General features: G+C 58.0%; 18 protein-coding genes. 5 read left to right on the top strand and 13 right to left on the bottom strand.

What is annotated here, in order from left to right:
• Positions 1–6 precede the first annotated feature (6 nt).
• The 7 genes from NA619_RS06435 to NA619_RS06405 all read right to left on the bottom strand — a co-directional run bounded on the left by NA619_RS06435 (position 7) and on the right by NA619_RS06405 (position 6,478).
• Entirely contained in the window at positions 7–336 is a 330-nt protein-coding gene (locus NA619_RS06435; protein WP_255960960.1) for a Na+/H+ antiporter subunit G, read from the bottom strand.
• A 9-nt stretch (positions 337–345) separates the two neighbouring features.
• On the bottom strand, positions 346–615 hold the full coding sequence (locus tag NA619_RS06430) for a K+/H+ antiporter subunit F (protein WP_255960959.1): 270 nt from the start codon (positions 613–615) through the stop codon (positions 346–348).
• Entirely contained in the window at positions 600–1,100 is a 501-nt protein-coding gene (locus tag NA619_RS06425) for a Na+/H+ antiporter subunit E (protein ID WP_255960958.1), read from the bottom strand. The genes NA619_RS06430 and NA619_RS06425 overlap by 16 nt, the downstream gene beginning before the upstream one ends.
• Positions 1,097–2,599, bottom strand: coding sequence for a monovalent cation/H+ antiporter subunit D (locus NA619_RS06420; RefSeq protein WP_255960957.1), 1,503 nt, complete (start codon positions 2,597–2,599; stop codon positions 1,097–1,099). The genes NA619_RS06425 and NA619_RS06420 overlap by 4 nt, the downstream gene beginning before the upstream one ends.
• Entirely contained in the window at positions 2,596–2,925 is a 330-nt protein-coding gene (locus NA619_RS06415) for a Na+/H+ antiporter subunit C (RefSeq protein ID WP_255960956.1), read from the bottom strand. Before NA619_RS06415 ends, NA619_RS06420 begins: the two co-directional genes overlap by 4 nt.
• Positions 2,925–5,717: a monovalent cation/H+ antiporter subunit A gene (locus NA619_RS06410; RefSeq protein ID WP_255960955.1), complete on the bottom strand. Its 2,793-nt coding sequence runs from the start codon at positions 5,715–5,717 to the stop codon at positions 2,925–2,927. Before NA619_RS06410 ends, NA619_RS06415 begins: the two co-directional genes overlap by 1 nt.
• Before the next feature lie 299 nt (positions 5,718–6,016).
• Complete coding sequence (locus NA619_RS06405) at positions 6,017–6,478, bottom strand: hypothetical protein (RefSeq protein WP_255960954.1); 462 nt, start codon at positions 6,476–6,478, stop codon at positions 6,017–6,019.
• A gap of 183 nt (positions 6,479–6,661) precedes the next feature.
• Here NA619_RS06405 and NA619_RS06400 point away from each other — a divergent pair, with 183 nt between their 5' ends.
• On the top strand, positions 6,662–6,898 hold the full coding sequence (locus NA619_RS06400) for a hypothetical protein (protein ID WP_255960953.1): 237 nt from the start codon (positions 6,662–6,664) through the stop codon (positions 6,896–6,898).
• Positions 6,899–6,942: 44 nt separating this feature from the next.
• On the opposite strand, the gene pdxH is transcribed toward NA619_RS06400, so the two are convergent.
• From pdxH to dinG, 4 genes are all read right to left on the bottom strand, one after another.
• On the bottom strand, positions 6,943–7,590 hold the full coding sequence (gene pdxH / locus NA619_RS06395; RefSeq protein WP_255960952.1) for a pyridoxamine 5'-phosphate oxidase: 648 nt from the start codon (positions 7,588–7,590) through the stop codon (positions 6,943–6,945).
• Between the two features lie 109 nt (positions 7,591–7,699).
• The gene (locus NA619_RS06390) at positions 7,700–8,329 is read right to left on the bottom strand and encodes an OmpA family protein (protein ID WP_255960951.1); all 630 of its coding nucleotides are present in this window, start codon (positions 8,327–8,329) and stop codon (positions 7,700–7,702) included.
• Positions 8,330–8,468: 139 nt separating this feature from the next.
• A complete protein-coding gene (locus tag NA619_RS06385) occupies positions 8,469–9,617 on the bottom strand; it encodes a serine hydrolase domain-containing protein (protein ID WP_255961141.1) in 1,149 nt (382 codons plus the stop codon).
• Between the two features lie 137 nt (positions 9,618–9,754).
• The gene (gene dinG / locus NA619_RS06380; protein ID WP_255960950.1) at positions 9,755–11,899 is read right to left on the bottom strand and encodes an ATP-dependent DNA helicase DinG; all 2,145 of its coding nucleotides are present in this window, start codon (positions 11,897–11,899) and stop codon (positions 9,755–9,757) included.
• 85 nt (positions 11,900–11,984) lie between these two features.
• Here dinG and NA619_RS06375 point away from each other — a divergent pair, with 85 nt between their 5' ends.
• Complete coding sequence (locus NA619_RS06375) at positions 11,985–12,449, top strand: CopD family protein (RefSeq protein WP_255960949.1); 465 nt, start codon at positions 11,985–11,987, stop codon at positions 12,447–12,449.
• Positions 12,450–12,507: 58 nt separating this feature from the next.
• Here the strand turns inward: NA619_RS06375 and NA619_RS25040 are convergent, their stop codons facing one another.
• Complete coding sequence (locus NA619_RS25040; RefSeq protein ID WP_272891664.1) at positions 12,508–13,116, bottom strand: OmpA family protein; 609 nt, start codon at positions 13,114–13,116, stop codon at positions 12,508–12,510.
• Positions 13,117–13,324: 208 nt separating this feature from the next.
• On the opposite strand from NA619_RS25040, the gene NA619_RS06365 reads away from it, so the two are divergent.
• Positions 13,325–13,822, top strand: a complete 498-nt coding sequence (locus NA619_RS06365) for a DUF6231 family protein (RefSeq protein WP_255960948.1) — start codon at positions 13,325–13,327, stop codon at positions 13,820–13,822.
• Between the two features lie 3 nt (positions 13,823–13,825).
• On the top strand, positions 13,826–14,311 hold the full coding sequence (locus NA619_RS06360; protein ID WP_255960947.1) for a YchJ family protein: 486 nt from the start codon (positions 13,826–13,828) through the stop codon (positions 14,309–14,311).
• 68 nt (positions 14,312–14,379) lie between these two features.
• Here NA619_RS06360 and fpr read toward each other — a convergent pair whose 3' ends face one another.
• On the bottom strand, positions 14,380–15,156 hold the full coding sequence (gene fpr / locus NA619_RS06355) for a ferredoxin-NADP reductase (protein WP_255960946.1): 777 nt from the start codon (positions 15,154–15,156) through the stop codon (positions 14,380–14,382).
• Between the two features lie 114 nt (positions 15,157–15,270).
• Here fpr and NA619_RS06350 point away from each other — a divergent pair, with 114 nt between their 5' ends.
• Positions 15,271–16,197 carry a LysR family transcriptional regulator gene (locus tag NA619_RS06350; protein ID WP_255960945.1) on the top strand — a complete coding sequence of 309 codons (927 nt, stop codon included), beginning with the start codon at positions 15,271–15,273 and terminating at the stop codon, positions 16,195–16,197.
• Positions 16,198–16,211: the final 14 nt, after the last annotated feature.

The raw sequence follows: 16,211 nt of genomic DNA, 5'->3' as shown, positions 1-16,211 counted from the left end.
TGCGGCTCAATCCCATGGCTTGCCTCGCGTCCGGGCAGTGCAAGGCAGCTTCTGTTGCATCGCGGCCTTTGCCAGCACATGGGCGCTGACGGGCGCTGTCAGGAACAAGAACAGTGTGATCAGCACTTCATGAAGACTGAGGCCATCACCCCGATTGCTGAAGAAGATCATCGAAGCAATCACGATTCCCCCCACACCAAGCGTGGTCGCTTTAGTCGGGCCATGTAGCCGCGTGAAAAAGTCGGGGAGCCGATATAACCCGATTGCCCCCACCAGCGCGAACGCACTGCCGATGATCAGGAACGCGCTTACCAAAAGCTCTACCCAGAATGGCATGCTAACTCCTCAGTCGATGATCTCGCCGTGAAGAAGGTGCTTACCTACAGCCACGGTGCTGACAAAGCCCATCACTGCGATGAGCAGAGCAGCTTCGAAGAACAGATCGGATGCCAGCCAGATGCCGAACAGGACGATCAGGGCCAGCGCGTTGATGTAGAGCGTGTCGAGCGCCAAAACCCGGTCAGGCATGTCCGGCCCCTGGACTAGCCGCACGATGTTGAGTACCGCCGCGATTCCAAGAACCGCCATGCACATCGGTATTACGTACGTGAGCATTCGAAAATCTCCAGCAGCGGGGTTTCATAACGGCTCTTCACCTCGGCAGCCAGTGCCTCCATGTCGGGCGCGTCCAGTGCATGAATGAGCAACACTTTGTGATCGGGCCGCAACGAGGCCGATACCGTTCCCGGGGTCAACGAAATGATGCTGGTCAACACAGCTAGAACGAACGGATGCTCGATCGCCATCGGCACCTCGATGAACGCCGGCTGCAAGCGATCACGTGGTCCTAGCACCAACTTGGCCACGCTCACGTTGGCAACCGCTATGTCATAGAAGACTTTCAGCAGGAACCCACATAGCCTCAACGGACTACGGACTTTCGGGATATCGACCAGAAAACCCCCGACCAGCAACGGAATACCCCAACCCAGGAAGAGACCTAGAACCAGGTGCCCGATGCTTAAGGTGTTGTTGAGCATCATCCATAGCAGCGCAAGCAATACTGTCAGGGCGGGATTGGGCAGCACGCGTGATTTCATGCGTCACCTCCCCCAATGATCTGCATATAGGGTCCTAGGTCGAAGAGCTGCACCGCCGCCGCCTGCACGTAAGCCTGAATCGGCGCCGCCAATACGACCATGACAACGCTGCCCAGCAGCAAACCGAAGGTAGCTGCAACCCGCACACTGTCCGCCGGCCTCCCTACACTGACCGCCTCACTGGGCCGCCAGAACACCATGCTGCCGGCCCGGCTGAGAGCGATCACCATCCCCAAGCCTCCAACCAGCACTACTGGCCACAGTATTGAAGCGTCGAATCCGGGAGGAACGGCACTCAAGAGCATTACTTTGCCTAGAAATCCTGAAAAGGGTGGAAGCCCCGCGATCGAGATCGCGCCAGCAAAGAATAGCGCTCCCAGCATCAATGGCTGCTTTAGTGCCGGGGCGGAAATCAGCTCAGCTGCGGTATCACCGCGTTGCCTCGCAATTAGGTCGGCGAGCAGAAACAGCCCGCCGGAAACCAATGTGCTGTGCACCAGATAGTAGAGCGCAGCGCTAAGCCCCGCTTGCGTGCCCATCGCAATGCCGGCGAGCAGCGTCCCCACCGAAACCACCACCAGATACGACAGCAGAATCTGCAGATTACGCGCAGCGAGCGCTCCGAGCACTCCTCCGACCAGCGTCAACATTGATAGTGGCCATAACCAATCGAGGACCATATTGTTTAACTCGCCCGCCTCGCTACCGAATACCAGGGTAAACACCCGGACAATGGCGTAGAGACCAAGCTTGGTCATGATCGCGAACAGAGCGGCAACCGGCGCCGTTGCCGACGCATAGGCTCTAGGCAGCCAGAAGTAAAGCGGCAGGATGGCAGCCTTCAGCGCGAACACTACCAGCAGCAGATAGCCAGCAGCGGCCAGGAGCGGTGCGTCGGCGGGGTCGGCCATGCTGACACGGCCAGCCATATCGGCCATGTTCAGGGTGCCAGTCAAGCCATAGAGCATGCTCACGCCGATCAGGAACAATGAAGAGCCCAACAGATTGAGCACCACGTAGTGGATACCAGCCTGGACCCGCTTTGCACCATGACCATGAAGCAGCAGCGCGTAGGACGAGATCAGCAGAATCTCGAAGAACACGAAAAGGTTGAACAGGTCGCCAGTCAGAAAAGCGCCATTGAGACCTACCAGCTGGAACTGGAACAAGGCATGGAAATTTTGTCCGCGCTCATCGTCGCCGCGCACCGCATAGAGCACAGAGAAGGCGGCAAGCACTGCGGTCACCAAGAGCATCAGCGCACTCAAGCGATCGAGCAGCAGCATGATGCCGAACGGCGGCTCCCAGCCACCCAGCCGGTAGACGGTCAGGTCACCGGTGTCTGCCTGCCATAACAGCCATAAGGCCAGCGGCACCAGCAACCAAGTGGCCGTCACCGAGACTAGACGCTTGAGCGAAGACGCCTGGCGATGACCCAGTAACAGAAGACAGCCGACCGACAACGGCAGCAGGATCGGCATGATCAACGCGTGATTCATTCGCGCGGCTCCCGACCGTCAACATGATCGGTACGCAGCTCGCCAAGGCCGCGAAGCGCGAGCACCACGACAAACGCAGTCATGGCGAAGCCAATTACGATAGCGGTGAGGACCAGCGCTTGTGGTAACGGGTCGCCGTACTCGGCGCTCGCGCCGATAATCGCCGGAACGCCGGTTGAGAGGCGCCCCATGGCGAATATGAAAAGATTCACCGCGTAAGAGATCAGTGTCAGCCCCATCACTACCGGGAATATTCTGGCCCGCAACACCAGATACACGCCGCTCGTCATCATCACGCCAAGCGTGACCGCAAATACGATTTCCATCAAACCACCTCCTTGCACGACTCGTCCTGGCTGACATGGCCGAGGTTGGACAGGATCAGCAACGTCGCACCTACGACCGCCAGATAAACACCGAGATCAAACAACATCGCGGTCGCTAACTCGAACTTACCAATCAGCGGAAGATGGAAATAGTCGAAGGCGGACGTCAGGAATGGGCGCCCGAATATCCAGCTGCCAAGTCCAGTCAAACTGGCGATCAGCACGCCCAGTCCGGCCACGCCGTGGTAACTGAACGGCTGACGCTGCTGAGCCCAGACCACGCCGTGTGAGATGTATTGCAATATCAGAGCGACCGCAGTGATCAACCCTGCAATGAAGCCCCCGCCAGGCAAATTGTGGCCGCGCAGGAAGATGAAGACGGACACCAGCAGTGCCATGGGCAGCAGCACACGCGACAGGGTATCGAGCACCATTGGATGACGGTCGGTGGACCATAGCCTTCCTCCATAGTCGCGTATGGGGTGCGGCAAGCGCAGACCATGGAGTAGTCCGTAGATGCCAACCGCAGCAATCGCCAGTACGGCAATCTCGCCGAGCGTATCGAAACCACGGAAGTCGACCAGAATCACGTTGACGACATTGGTACCACCACCACCGGATACGCTGTTCTCAAGGAAGAACGAAGCAATGCTGTCGTACGGGCGGGTCAGCACCGCATAGGCCAGTAGCGCGACCATGGTGCCAAAGGTGGAAGCAATGATCAGATCGCGAAAGCTGCGAAGGCTACTGGATTCCACCGGCGTTCGGTCAGGCATGAAGAACAGCGCCAGTATCAGCAGAATGATGGTCACTACCTCGACTGAAATCTGTGTCAGCGCCAGGTCGGGTGCCGAATAGCGTGCGAATACGAGAGCCACGAAAAGGCCAACCACGCTGAGCACCATCAATGCCATGAGACGTCTGCGGTGAAAAACAACCGTCATTGCTGAAGAAAGAGCGAGGATCAGCAATCCAGCAACCGTGATGCCATCGAGCGGGGTCAGGGCGACAGAGCCGCGAAGTGACTGCAACGGAGTCAACGCATACACCACGACCAGCAACGAGCTAACCAGCATCAATGCCAGGTAACGCTGAAGTGATCCGTTTTCCATCCGTACCGTGATCCAGCGCGCTATGGCGGCGATGTTGCTGATAACCAGGGCGAACACATGCAGCGAATCGACGCGGGGCAACCCTTCGTACCAGCGAAATGCCCATTTGCGCAGAGAGTAGATCAACAATCCGCCACCAAGGGCCACGAAACTCATCGCCAGCGGCAGGTTGAAGCCGTGCCAGATGGCCAGGCTGTACTCGGGCACGTCTCCTCCGAGGCTGCCGGCTACGGCGGCGGCCAGTAGCGGGGCTACGGTATAGGCAGGCAAGGTCCCGACCAAAAGGCAAAGCAGGACGAGAATCTCTACCGGAATTTTCATATACCGCGCGGGTTCATGCGGCGGGTATTTAGGCAGATCGACTGGCTCGCCGTTAAAAAAGACGTCATGCACGAAGCGAAGCGAATATGCGACCGAGAATGCACTCGCCAGCGTCGCCAGAGCAGGAATGGTCCAATAGAAGCTGCCGAGCAGATGTTGGTCGAGGGTCTCGGCGAAGAACATTTCCTTGCTGAGAAAGCCATTGAGCAGCGGCACACCTGCCATCGCCAGTGACGCCACCATCGCCAGGGCAGCAGTATGAGGCATGTACTTGAGCATGCCGTTTATTCGCCGCATGTCACGCGTACCGGTCTCGTGATCGATAATCCCGGCAGCCATGAACAGTGACGCCTTGAACGTCGCATGATTGATGATGTGAAAGATCGCCGCGACCGGCCCGAGACGCGAATCAAGGCCAAACAACAGCGTGATCAGGCCCAGATGACTGATGGTCGAATAGGCGAGCAGGCCTTTGAGATCATGTTGGAACAGCGCCATTACCGCGCCGATCAGCAAAGTGGCCAGCCCCGTCAGGCTGACCATGTAGAACCACCACTCCGAGTCCGAAAGAGCCGGGTACAACCGCGCCAGCAGAAACACGCCGGCCTTGACCATTGTCGCCGAGTGCAAGAATGCTGATACCGGCGTAGGTGCAGCCATCGCCTGGGGCAACCAGAAGTGGAATGGAAACTGTGCCGATTTGGTGAACACACCCAGCAGGATCAGGATCAGCGTCAGCGGATACAGCGAGTTGGCTCGGATCAGATCACCGGACGCAAGTACGGTGGTCAGTTCATAGCTTCCAACGATATGCCCGATCAACAGGATGCCGGCCAGCAATGCCAGTCCACCACCGCCCGTGACTGCAAGCGCCATCCGTGCGCCTTGGCGCGCATCAGAGCGGTGATTCCAGAATCCGATTAACAGGAACGATGAGAGGCTGGTCAGCTCCCAGAACATCAACATCAGCAGCAGATTTTCGGACAGCACGACGCCAAGCATGGCGCCCATGAAAAGAAGGAAAAAACTGAAGAAGCGCCCCATCGGTTCGCTTTTCGACAGGTAATAGCGCGCGTAGAGGATGACCAGCAGGCCGATCCCGAGAATCAGCAGCGCGAAGAGAAATCCAAGTCCATCGAGCCTGAGGCTGAGGTTGAGCCCAAGCTCTGGAAGCCATTGCCACGTTATGACTTCGGTTTCGCCGCCAAATACGGCGGCACGCTTGGACATCAGAATTATCAACGCGAGCAGTGGAGCCAGGCCGGCACCGAATGCACATGCAGACCTGCCAAAACGTTCGAAGAATAGGGGCAGGCAGATCCCTAGAAATGGCAAAGCGATTATCAGCGCAAGCGCCATGAGCAAAAACCCCTTAAGCCGTGTTGTGCACAGCAGTTAGATCCCTTGGTCGACCAGATGCAGCCTGATGAGGCGTAGCGGTGTGCGCCGATTATCCATGCCGATCACAGTGACGTCATGGATTCATGTATTTCGAAAAACAAACGGCGCCGCCTGATTACCGGACCTGACGGTTTCAGGTAGCGCCTTGCTGCCTTCGCGGCACGCATTTCACTGGCGATGCGCGAGCGTGGCGGGCTCCGAGACGGCAGCTATCCGTCCGAAGACGGATGATGCTGATGTGTAGTCGGCAGCATGAATCAAGGAGCGATGCGGCTGGTCCCATTGACGGTCATGATGCGTACGCGCTGACCGACACGGAACACCTGGTTCGGTTCAACCTCCTGCACATAGGCGCGCATATTGCCGTCGTCTTCTCGCACGGTGATCTCAACGCCCTGCGCACGCGTAATCCCCTCCTCTGCCGCTGCGCCGAGCATACCGCCTGCGACCGCACCAATCACAGCAGCGACGGCGCTACCGCGCCCACCGCCCACGCCACTGCCGGCAATACCACCGACTACCGCACCGGCCCCTCCGCCAATTGGCGTCTTGGTACCCTCAAGCTTGACGGGACGTAACGACTCGATGCTTCCATAACGAACGGTCTGGACCGTACGCGCTTCGTCACGAGAGTAGGAGTCGCCAGTAAGGTTCGAGGTACAGCCGCCTATGGCCAGCGCCATGGCAGTAAACGAAGCAACGAAGATGGATTTGCGCATGATGTGTTCTCCTGGGAAATAAATGTTCATCCCCGACCGCATTAAGTAGGCCCCCGTGACGAAAAGACACTTGGCGACGGCTCTGTTCCGACTCAGCATTCGTATAGTTAGGACCCCACTTTACCCGAGGCGATCCCGCTCCGCATTCAAGCGGACAGCCTCAGCTGTATCACGAGACTACTCATGGACTATTTCATCATCGCCGCTGTGACCCTTGCCGGACTCGCTTTCCACGTCTGGCTGTTCGTTCGATTCAGACGTTGGGCCGACAGAGACCTGGCATTGTCCCTGGCGGGAAAGGATTCTGGAAAGCGCGAATGGGTCTTGCAACGTCTCGCCGCAGCGAAACGTGAGCGCGTTAAAAGACGCAATCTGCAGGCTTGGCTGGAAAAGGAGCTGGAGGGGTACGAAGGGGGTTGATGCAGAAGAGTGCCGCAATGGCGCTCCTCTGATCGATCAGCGACTCAAGGGGCAAGGCGCTCACGCTGCCAGGTGCTGGCCACGCGGCGGTAGTTGAGGCGGTCATGCAACCGGCTGGGGCGCCCTTGCCAGAACTCCATTCGTTCGGGCAATAAGCGATAGCCTCCCCAGTGCGGCGGGCAGTGAGGTTGCTTATCAAAAAAACGCTGCTCGGTTTCGGCAAGTAACCGCTCCAACTCAGCGCGATCGCGTATTACACGGCTCTGTGGCGAGGCCCAAGCGCCGAGGCGACTGCCCAGCGGGCGAACCTGGTAATAGGCGTCCGACTCTGCGGGACTGACCTTCTCGATACGCCCCTCGATACGGACCTGACGTTCTAAAGTTGGCCAGAAGAACGTCATTGCTCCAAAAGGACAGGCTTCCAATTGCTCAGCCTTGGCACTGTCGTAATTACTGAAAAAGGTGAAGCCGCGGTCATCAAGCGCCTTTAGCAACAATACCCGGCAGTGTGGCCGACCTTCGGCATCTACCGTAGCGAGCGTCATGGCGTTAGGCTCAACGGGTAGCTGCTCGGTCTGTACAGCGTCTTCAAACCACTGCCGGAAGAGCGTGAAAGGTTGGTCCGGCGCGTTTGCCTCGCTCAGGCCTTCTCGCGTGTAGTCGCGGCGCATATCAGCCAGGGTCTGGGTCATCACAGCGATTCCTGAAAACAGTCGGAGCCACAGCTTACCGGCTGGCGGTCAAACTCCACTTGATTCAACGCAAAACAAGCCCAACCATACGGACTGGGCATGGCCCTATTCACTTGGCCTTGCTCACCTCTGCAGCAGCCACCTGAGTTGGTGCAGCAGGCGCTTCGCTGTACTGACCAATCAGAGCCAGCAACGTAGGTTGAGGAGTCAGAACCATTTCGACGCGACGATTCAGGGCACGGCCCTCTTCGAGCTCGTTTGACGCGCGCGGCATATCCGAGCCGAGGCCGCGGATGCGCAGGCGATCATGTTTCAATCCGCTCAGCCGGAAAATTGCCGCAACAGCACCCGCACGCTTGCGGCTGACATCCCGGTTGATTTCAACCGACCCGGTGCTATCGGCGTGGCCCAACACGACCACGGCGGTTTTCTCGTCATTCTCGACCAGCTTGGCCACACGACTGATAGGACCAAGCGTTACCGGCAGCAGCATGCCGGGGCGGTCTGGATTGAAAGATGCATCGACCGGAGCAGTAACGACCAATACGCCATCGCGACGCTCAAGCTCGAAACGGCTGTCCTTCAAAGCATCGCGTAATCTCGGCTCGTACTCATCCAGCCAGGCATGATCGATCGCAGGTTCCGGCACAACCGCCACTTCGCTCGGCTTTTCGCTTTTTGAGCTACAGCCGACAAGGACCATGCAGATGACGAGAGAGGTGCTTTTCAGCAGATTCATGAGCCAGATTCCGGGAGAGTTGGATGTTTGGGTTACAAGCCGAGCGAGATCAATGCTCAGCTTAAGCAAGGATTTGTCTCAAATTGTGGACGCAGGTCATTGTTATGAAAAGCCCACCCACCACGAACAGACGAGCGGTTCAACCCAAACAGGCCTTTACGCTCTGAGCCAATGCCTGCGCACGGGGGTCCATCAGCACATAAGGTCCCAGCGTATTGGTTACATAACCAAACGCAACATCGTGTTGCGGATCGGCAAAGCCGATACATCCGCCGGCACCTGGATGACCAAAAGCTGCGGGCCCCATCGCGAACGTAGCGTTTGCAACATCCGGTTGATCCAGCCAGCAGCCCAAAGCGAAGCGAGTTCGCGTAAGCAACGTACGGTCCTCGCCGCGGCAGTGCTCACGCGTCATTTCCGTGAGTAACTCATAATCGAGCAGCTCACCGCGCAGCAATCCGTCATAGAACCCGGCCAGTGACCGCGCATTGCCGTGCCCGTTAGCCGCAGGTTGCGACATACGACGCCACTCGGGTTTGTTGGCGCTATTCATGATCGAAGGCGGATTAGTGAAAGCGCGAGCCGTGAGTGACTGCGGATCCTCCATCAGCGCTCTGAACACACGCTGCGCCGCCGCATCGCCAAAGTTGTTCTTCTGTCTGGTCAGGTAACCGACCCGCTCAAATTCGGACTCGGCCAGCCCAATGTGGAAGTCAAGTTCAAGAGGACGGGCCGTACGCGCAACGATTGCCTCGCCGGGTTCCCGCCCATCAGTTCGGCGAATCAGCTCTCCAAGCAGCCAACCGTATGTGATCGCGGCGTAGCCATGACCGTCACCTGGTGTCCACCAGGGACTTTCTGCTGCGAGCGCTGAGACCATTGCATCCCAGTCATAGAGGGCTTCGGGAGGGAGCGGCTGACGGATAGCCGGCAGCCCCGCCTGATGGCTGAGCAGTTGCCGAAGCGTGATCGCCTGCTTACCGTTAGCGGCGAATTCAGGCCAGAGCCGCGCTACCGGCTCGTCCAGTTGCAACTTGCCTTCCCCCACCAGCTGCAAGGCAGCCACAGCGGTGAACGTCTTCGTGCAGGAAAAGAGGTTGACCAGAGTATCGCTTTGCCAGGCTTGCTCACCGGCATTGTCAGCCACGCCGGCCCAGAGATCGACGACCGTTTCACCACCGACTTTCACGCAAACCGCAGCACCACGCTGCTGGGTTTGCTCGAACAGATCAGCGAACGTTTCTCTGACCGCCTCGAAACGAAGATCGAAATATCCCTGGATCTGCACGCTCGCGCCCCTCGGTTGTGGATTGTTCACCGCATTGTTTCAGCCATGCTTGAACATGAAAACAGCCTTGGCCTCGTCTGCCGGAGCATCGATCGCCTGAATGACCTCACATGGACAGGACGGTTGAGGCGCTACCTTCAGCCGATCTCACGCCGGAACGGCGGCAGTGCGTTGAGTATCGCCTTGCCGTAACGCTGCGTAACCACTCTACGGTCCAGCAACGTGATGGTGCCCCGATCCTCTTCGGTGCGCAGCAGTCGCCCACAAGCCTGCACCAGGCGCAATGAAGCATCGGGCACTGCAATCTCCATAAAAGGATTACCGCCGCGGGCCTCTATCCATTCGGCCAAGGCTGCTTCGACAGGATCATCGGGTACTGCAAAGGGAATCTTGGCAATCACAACATGCTCACAATATGCACCCGGCAAGTCGACACCTTCTGCGAAGCTGGCAAGGCCGAAGAGCACGCTTTTCTCACCATCGTCCACGCGTGCTTTGTGCTTGTTGAGCGTCTCCTGCTTGGAGAGATTGCCCTGAATCAGCACTCGCCGCCGCCATTCCCGTTCCAGCCCATCAAACACGTCCTGCATCTGCTTGCGCGACGAGAAGAGTACGAGCGTGCCACGCGACTGCTCCACCAACCCTGGCAAGTCCCGCACTATCGCCGCCGTATGGGCAGCGGCGTCGCGTGGATCGGCGTTGAGATTGGGCACGCGCAAAACGCCTGCGTCGGCGTGGTGGAACGGACTCGGCACTACGGCAGTGACGGCACATCGAGGCAGGCCAGCACGCATGCGGTAGCGATCGAAACTGTTCAGTGCGGTCAGGGTCGCTGAGGTGACCAGCGCGCCGTAGCAGACGTTCCAGAGATTGCGTCGCAATGTCTCGGCCGCGAGGATGGGACTGGCGTTGACCTCGATATCGAATAACGCACCGCCCTCCGCCAGGGTCAACCAACGCGCCATTGGCGGGCTGTCTTCGGGATCATCAACCGTGAAAGCCGTCCATAGCTCCCAGTTGCCCTGCGCCCGCGTAAGCAGGCTGCCGAACAACGGATACCATTCTTCGGCCTGGTGGCTGGCAATGCCGACACCGGTTTCGCCGTCCATTGCCTGCTTGAGCAGCTCCGTCAGACGCGTGAACAGGTCGTTAAGTTTGGCAAAACCCTTTTTCAGCTCGATACCCAGCTCGATCAGATGCTCCGGGACCACACCACCAACGAACCGGTGGCGCGGTCGCTCTCGACCCTCCATGTCTTCACCGGCTCTGAAATCAGCCAACTGCTCGCAGGCGCTGAACATGAATTGCAGCTGGCTGCGCAGATCCCGAGCGATCTCGGGTACCGCCTCGATCAACCGGCCGAGATCGCCCGGCAGCGGATGCTGAGCAAGCAACTTCGTCAGATTCTTATCGATCTGGGCAAGCCAATCGGCCGTTGAACGGAGGCGAGTGAAGTGGGCGAAATGGCCGATGGCTTTATCCGGCAAATGATGACCTTCATCGAACACATACAAGGTGTCCCGCGGATCAGGCAGCACCGCACCGCCGCCCAGGGCCAGGTCCGCCAGCACCATGTCATGGTTGGTCACGATGACATCAACCTTGGTCATGCCCTCACGCGCCTTGTAAAAGGCACACTGCTGAAAGTTAGGACAATGACGGCCGGTACACTGGCTGTGGTCGGTCGTCAGCTGAGCCCAGTCGGGATCTGCAAGCTCTTCAGGCCAACTGTCTCGATCTCCATCCCAGCGATTGCCAGCAAGTTTTTCGATCATGCTGCCGAACAGTTTCTGGCTGCGCTCGTCGACATCGATACGAAAGCCTTCCTCTTCAAACAGTTGCGCGGTGGCACTTTGTGCCTGACCTTCCTGCAACAGCACGTCGAGTTTGGACAAACATAGATAACGGCCGCGGCCCTTGGCCAGCGCGAAGGAGAAGTTCAGCCCGCTGTTGCGCATCAGATCGGGCAGATCCTTGTGCACTATCTGCTCCTGCAACGCGACGGTAGCGGTGGCAATCACCAGGCGTTTGCCCGCCGCTTTGGCTGTAGGAATAGCGGCCAGGCTATAGGCAACCGTTTTGCCGGTGCCGGTGCCCGCCTCGACGGCCACAATCGCGGGCTCACCGTCCCGACGGCCTTCATCGTCGGCCTTGATCGCGCCCAGGACTTTGGCAATTTCGGCGATCATCAAGCGCTGGCCATAACGAGGCTTGAGCCCCTTGGCTTCGAGAAATTGAGAATAGGCGCCCTGGATCTGGGACTTGAGTTCAGTGCTAAGCATGGGCGCGCAAGCTGTATATATTTTCAGTACTTCGAGTGGGTGGCTATGATAACGCGCCATTCCTCAACCGCCACCGGAGATTTCAATGACTGCGTACGCCTCACTCTATTCCCTCCACGTACTCGCTGCCGTGATCTGGGTCGGTGGCATGTTTTTCGCTTGGATGGTTCTGCGACCCGCTGCTGTCTCCCAGCTGCAGGCGCCAGAGCGATTGAGGCTCTGGGCCGAAGTGTTTCGCCACTTCTTCAAGTGGGTATGGCTCACGCTGTTGGTATTGCCGATCAGCGGTATCGGCATGTGGCACATGCGCTTCGAAGGACTGGAGGCGGCCCCCCGCTACGTACACATCATGGCCGGGCTGTTTTTAGTGATGCTAGCGTTGTTTCTGCGCATCCAGCTTTTACTGTTGCCCGAGCTCAAACGTGCAATTGCTGATGAAAACTGGCCGGAAGGCAGTGCGGCCCTGGGAAAAATCCGGCGGCTGGTTGGCGGCAATCTGCTGATAGGGCTGATTGTCATCGCGGTGGCCAGCGCCCGCCCGCTGTTCTAGTTCGATAATCCAATAAAAAGCCGGGCAAAAGCCCGGCTCGTTTACCCAGCGCTACTTTTTAAGGGCGCGCTTCAACTTCGGCTTCTACACGACGGTTGATCGCGCGACCTTCCTCAGTTGAGTTATCCGCAACTGGACGGGCCTCACCGTATCCAACTGCCTCAACGCGATTGCTTTCCAGACCATGCTGGTTGACCAGAACATCACGCACGGCTTGAGCGCGGCGCTCGGACAGACGCTGGTTATAAGCGTCGGTACCAACGGAGTCGGTATGGCCTTCAACAACAGTCGAAGTCTGACCGTATTGCTTCATGAAGTCGGCCAGATCGCGAATGTCGCCCATGCTGTCCTGCTTGACCTCAGCACGATCGAAGTCGAACTTGACGTCCAGCTCTACGCGAACAGGCTCTGCCATTGGCTCAGGCTCTGCAACGGGTTCTGCAGCGGGGGCAGGCTCAGCAGTTTCGACCATTGCAACGGTTTCTTGCTCGGTGCCGTTGGCCCAGCAGTACGCTGCCGCCATGCCACCACCGATCAAAGCGCCGTAACCTGTATAGGTACTGCTTTCAATCGCACCCAGCGCGGCGCCAGTCACGCCGCCAACGGCCGCACAGCTGGGCCAATCCTGCTTCTGCACCCCTGCGCAGCCAGCCAGGAAGGTGGTCATTAAAATCACGGGTACTGCTGTCCGTAAGCTACTCATCGGGTAAAACCTCCTAGTTTTGGGATCGGCCAGAGCGCCATGCAGACAGCATAAGTCACTCCAGTTATAACGAGACTAGGACGGCACGCGTCGCCGCGCTAGTCTTTACGCTTCGACAGGTTATATGGAGCGCATTCCTGCGACCGATAAATCCTGTCTAGAGGATCCCGATTTGGTTGCATCCAGCTCATCCCAATCGCCACAACAAGCCATTGCCGCATTGCTCGAACTGCACGCCCCGTCCCGGTTGCTGTACGTGGGCGCCAGTGACATACCTGCGGTAAGAGCTTTCGGCGATCGCCACCAAAACTGTCAGATCGATCGCGCGACTGCTGCTCCACTGTCGGACGAACTCGCCGGACGCAGGTATGACATGGCACTCATCGCCGATTGCCTGGAGCATCTACCCAAGCATGACGGCCTGCAATTGCTAGGCGGCATACGCAACCTGAACGCCAGCCGCGTTGCAGTTCTGATTGATCTGAATGCATGCGATTGGCAGCCCACCGACTTCTATGCACTGGCATTGCAAGTCAGTGGGCGCTTCGAACGGGACGAACAGACCTTGACCCTCTTCACCTACGACCTGCTTGATTACAAGCAGGTTCCGGACTGGCTGAACGCGAAGTTCTGGGCCAACCCACAGATGTTCGGCAAATATTGGTGGTGATCGATGACGAACCGCGAGCCCGGTGACACCAGCTGCCCCTGCGGCACTGGCGACTCTCTCAAGGATTGCTGCGGCCGCTACCATGCCGGTACCCCGGCACCAAGCGCCGAACGACTCATGCGTTCACGCTATAGCGCGTATGTCCTGAGCGAGATCGATTATCTGAAAGCGACAACCCTGCCCTCTCAGCAGGCATCGCTTGACCTGCAGTCCATGAAGGACTGGAGCGTGGGTAGCGTCTGGCTGGGGTTGGAGGTCGAGCAAACTCAGTTGCTTGGCGGACAACCGGAACACGCCCTGGTCAGCTTCACGGCGCGCTGGCACGATCAGGCAGGCGAGCACTCCCAGCATGAGCGCTCTGCATTTGTTCAGCACGGCGGGCAATGGTATTTCATCGACCCAACCATCTCGCTCAAGGCCGGCCGGAACGATCCCTGCCCTTGCGGCAGCGGTCAGAAATTCAAGAAGTGCTGCGCACCCTATTTATAGACAACAGCAACGAAAAGGCCGGTAGCTGCATCGCAACTACCGGCCTTTTTGTCTAGATCAACTGCCCGCTATTTTTCCACGAAAGCTCGTTCGATCAAGTAATGCCCCGGATCACCCATACGCGGCGACGCCTTGAGCCCAAAGCTGTTCAGCACTTCGCTGGTTTCAGCCAGCATGCTTGGGCTACCGCAGATCATTGCGCGATCATCGTCAGGGTTGATTGGCGGTAGCCCGATGTCGGCGAATAGCTTGCCGCTGCGCATGAGATCGGTGAGGCGACCCTGATTTTCGAAAGGCTCGCGGGTCACGGTTGGGTAATAGATGAGTTTTTCCTTCAACGCCTCGCCGAAGAATTCGTTCTGGGGCAGATGCTCGGTGATGAATTCACGGTAGGCGACCTCATTCACATAGCGCACACCATGAACCAGAATGACCTTCTCGAAGCGCTCGTAGGTTTCAGGGTCCTGGATCACGCTCATGAAAGGCGCCAGCCCGGTGCCTGTACTGAGCAAGTACAGATGCTTGGCGGGTAGCAGGTCATCCAGCACCAGCGTCCCGGTTGGCTTGCGGCTTACCATTAAGGAGTCACCTTCCTTGAGGTGCTGCAGACGCGAGGTCAACGGACCATCCGGTACCTTGATGCTGAAGAACTCGAGGTGTTCCTCGTAGTTGGGGCTTGCGATGCTGTACGCACGCATCAGGGGTCGCCCTTCGACTTCGAGGCCGATCATCACAAACTGGCCATTCTCAAAGCGCAGACCCGGATTACGGGTGGTCTTGAAACTGAACAGCGTGTCGTTCCAGTGATGAACACTGAGGACTCGCTCTACGTTCAGGTTGCTCATGTAAGTGTTCCCCTTTCAGCACGCATAAGCGCGTCAATGATTGCGAGCAGTTTACCGCTACGCCTAATATCCGTTAAACGAATATTAACGATATATGTTATCGGTTATATAGATATGCATTTTACGCTGCGCCAACTTCAAGTATTTGTCGCATTTGCCCGACATGAAAGTGTCTCGCGTGCGGCAGAAAGCCTCGCCCTTTCGCAATCTGCTACCAGTACGTCACTTGCTGAGCTGGAGCGCCAATCCGGATGCCAACTGTTCGATCGCGCAGGTAAGCGGTTATGGCTGAACGCCCTGGGTCACCAGCTCCTGCCCCAAGCGGTAAGCCTGCTCGATCAAGCCAAAGCGATTGAGGACTTGCTGGCTGGAAAAACCGGTTTCGGGTCGCTCAAAGTTGGCGCGACCCTGACCATCGGCAATTACCTGGCGACCCTGCTCATCGGCAGCTTCATGCAGCACCACCCTGAGTGCCGAGTGAAGCTGCATGTGCAGAACACCGCGCACATTGTCCAGCAGGTCGCACAACATGAACTTGATCTGGGTTTGATCGAAGGCGACTGCCAACATCCTGATATCGAGGTAGTGCCGTGGGTCGAGGACGAGTTGGTTGTGTTCTGCGCACCACAGCACGCCCTGGCTGTGCATACCGAGGTCAGCCTGGAGCAGCTTTCGCGCGAGGCCTGGATTCTTCGCGAGCAGGGTTCTGGCACGCGCCTGACGTTCGAACACGCCATGCGCCATCATCCGGCCAAGCTGAACATACGCCTCGAGCTTGAGCATACAGAGGCGATCAAGCGAGCAGTGGAGTCCGGCCTTGGAATTGGCTGTATCTCTCGACTGGCCCTTCGGGATGCATTCCGCCGTGGCAGCCTGGTTGCGCTGGAAACCCCCGAGCTGGATCTTTCACGACAGTTCTATTTCATCTGGCACTCATTGAAGTACCAGACGGCGGCAATGCGAGAGTTCGTCGAGCAATGCCGAGCGCTTACGGCTGGGGTTCGCCGAAGTGATGAGATCGTGCTGCCGACGATCGCCTGAGTCGCCCTCCGGCA

Origin of the sequence: Stutzerimonas stutzeri (assembly GCF_024448895.1) — a bacterium.
GTDB lineage: Bacteria > Pseudomonadota > Gammaproteobacteria > Pseudomonadales > Pseudomonadaceae > Stutzerimonas > Stutzerimonas stutzeri_Q.
Note: the sequence above shows the minus strand (reverse complement) of the source record. Positions and strands in the feature narration are given on the sequence as shown.

Coding starts and splice junctions, on each gene's coding strand:
- NA619_RS06390 (WP_255960951.1), bottom strand. CDS start 8,329: ATGAATCTGCTGAAAAGCACCTCTCTCGTCATCTGCATGGTCCTTGTC.
- NA619_RS25040 (WP_272891664.1), bottom strand. CDS start 13,116: ATGACCACCTTCCTGGCTGGCTGCGCAGGGGTGCAGAAGCAGGATTGG.
- NA619_RS06405 (WP_255960954.1), bottom strand. CDS start 6,478: ATGCGCAAATCCATCTTCGTTGCTTCGTTTACTGCCATGGCGCTGGCC.
- fpr (WP_255960946.1), bottom strand. CDS start 15,156: ATGAGCAACCTGAACGTAGAGCGAGTCCTCAGTGTTCATCACTGGAAC.
- NA619_RS06435 (WP_255960960.1), bottom strand. CDS start 336: ATGCCATTCTGGGTAGAGCTTTTGGTAAGCGCGTTCCTGATCATCGGC.
- dinG (WP_255960950.1), bottom strand. CDS start 11,899: ATGCTTAGCACTGAACTCAAGTCCCAGATCCAGGGCGCCTATTCTCAA.
- NA619_RS06430 (WP_255960959.1), bottom strand. CDS start 615: ATGCTCACGTACGTAATACCGATGTGCATGGCGGTTCTTGGAATCGCG.
- NA619_RS06420 (WP_255960957.1), bottom strand. CDS start 2,599: ATGAATCACGCGTTGATCATGCCGATCCTGCTGCCGTTGTCGGTCGGC.
- NA619_RS06360 (WP_255960947.1), top strand. CDS start 13,826: ATGACGAACCGCGAGCCCGGTGACACCAGCTGCCCCTGCGGCACTGGC.
- NA619_RS06425 (WP_255960958.1), bottom strand. CDS start 1,100: ATGAAATCACGCGTGCTGCCCAATCCCGCCCTGACAGTATTGCTTGCG.
- NA619_RS06415 (WP_255960956.1), bottom strand. CDS start 2,925: ATGGAAATCGTATTTGCGGTCACGCTTGGCGTGATGATGACGAGCGGC.
- pdxH (WP_255960952.1), bottom strand. CDS start 7,590: ATGACCCAGACCCTGGCTGATATGCGCCGCGACTACACGCGAGAAGGC.
- NA619_RS06375 (WP_255960949.1), top strand. CDS start 11,985: ATGACTGCGTACGCCTCACTCTATTCCCTCCACGTACTCGCTGCCGTG.
- NA619_RS06350 (WP_255960945.1), top strand. CDS start 15,271: ATGCATTTTACGCTGCGCCAACTTCAAGTATTTGTCGCATTTGCCCGA.
- NA619_RS06410 (WP_255960955.1), bottom strand. CDS start 5,717: ATGGCGCTTGCGCTGATAATCGCTTTGCCATTTCTAGGGATCTGCCTG.
- NA619_RS06400 (WP_255960953.1), top strand. CDS start 6,662: ATGGACTATTTCATCATCGCCGCTGTGACCCTTGCCGGACTCGCTTTC.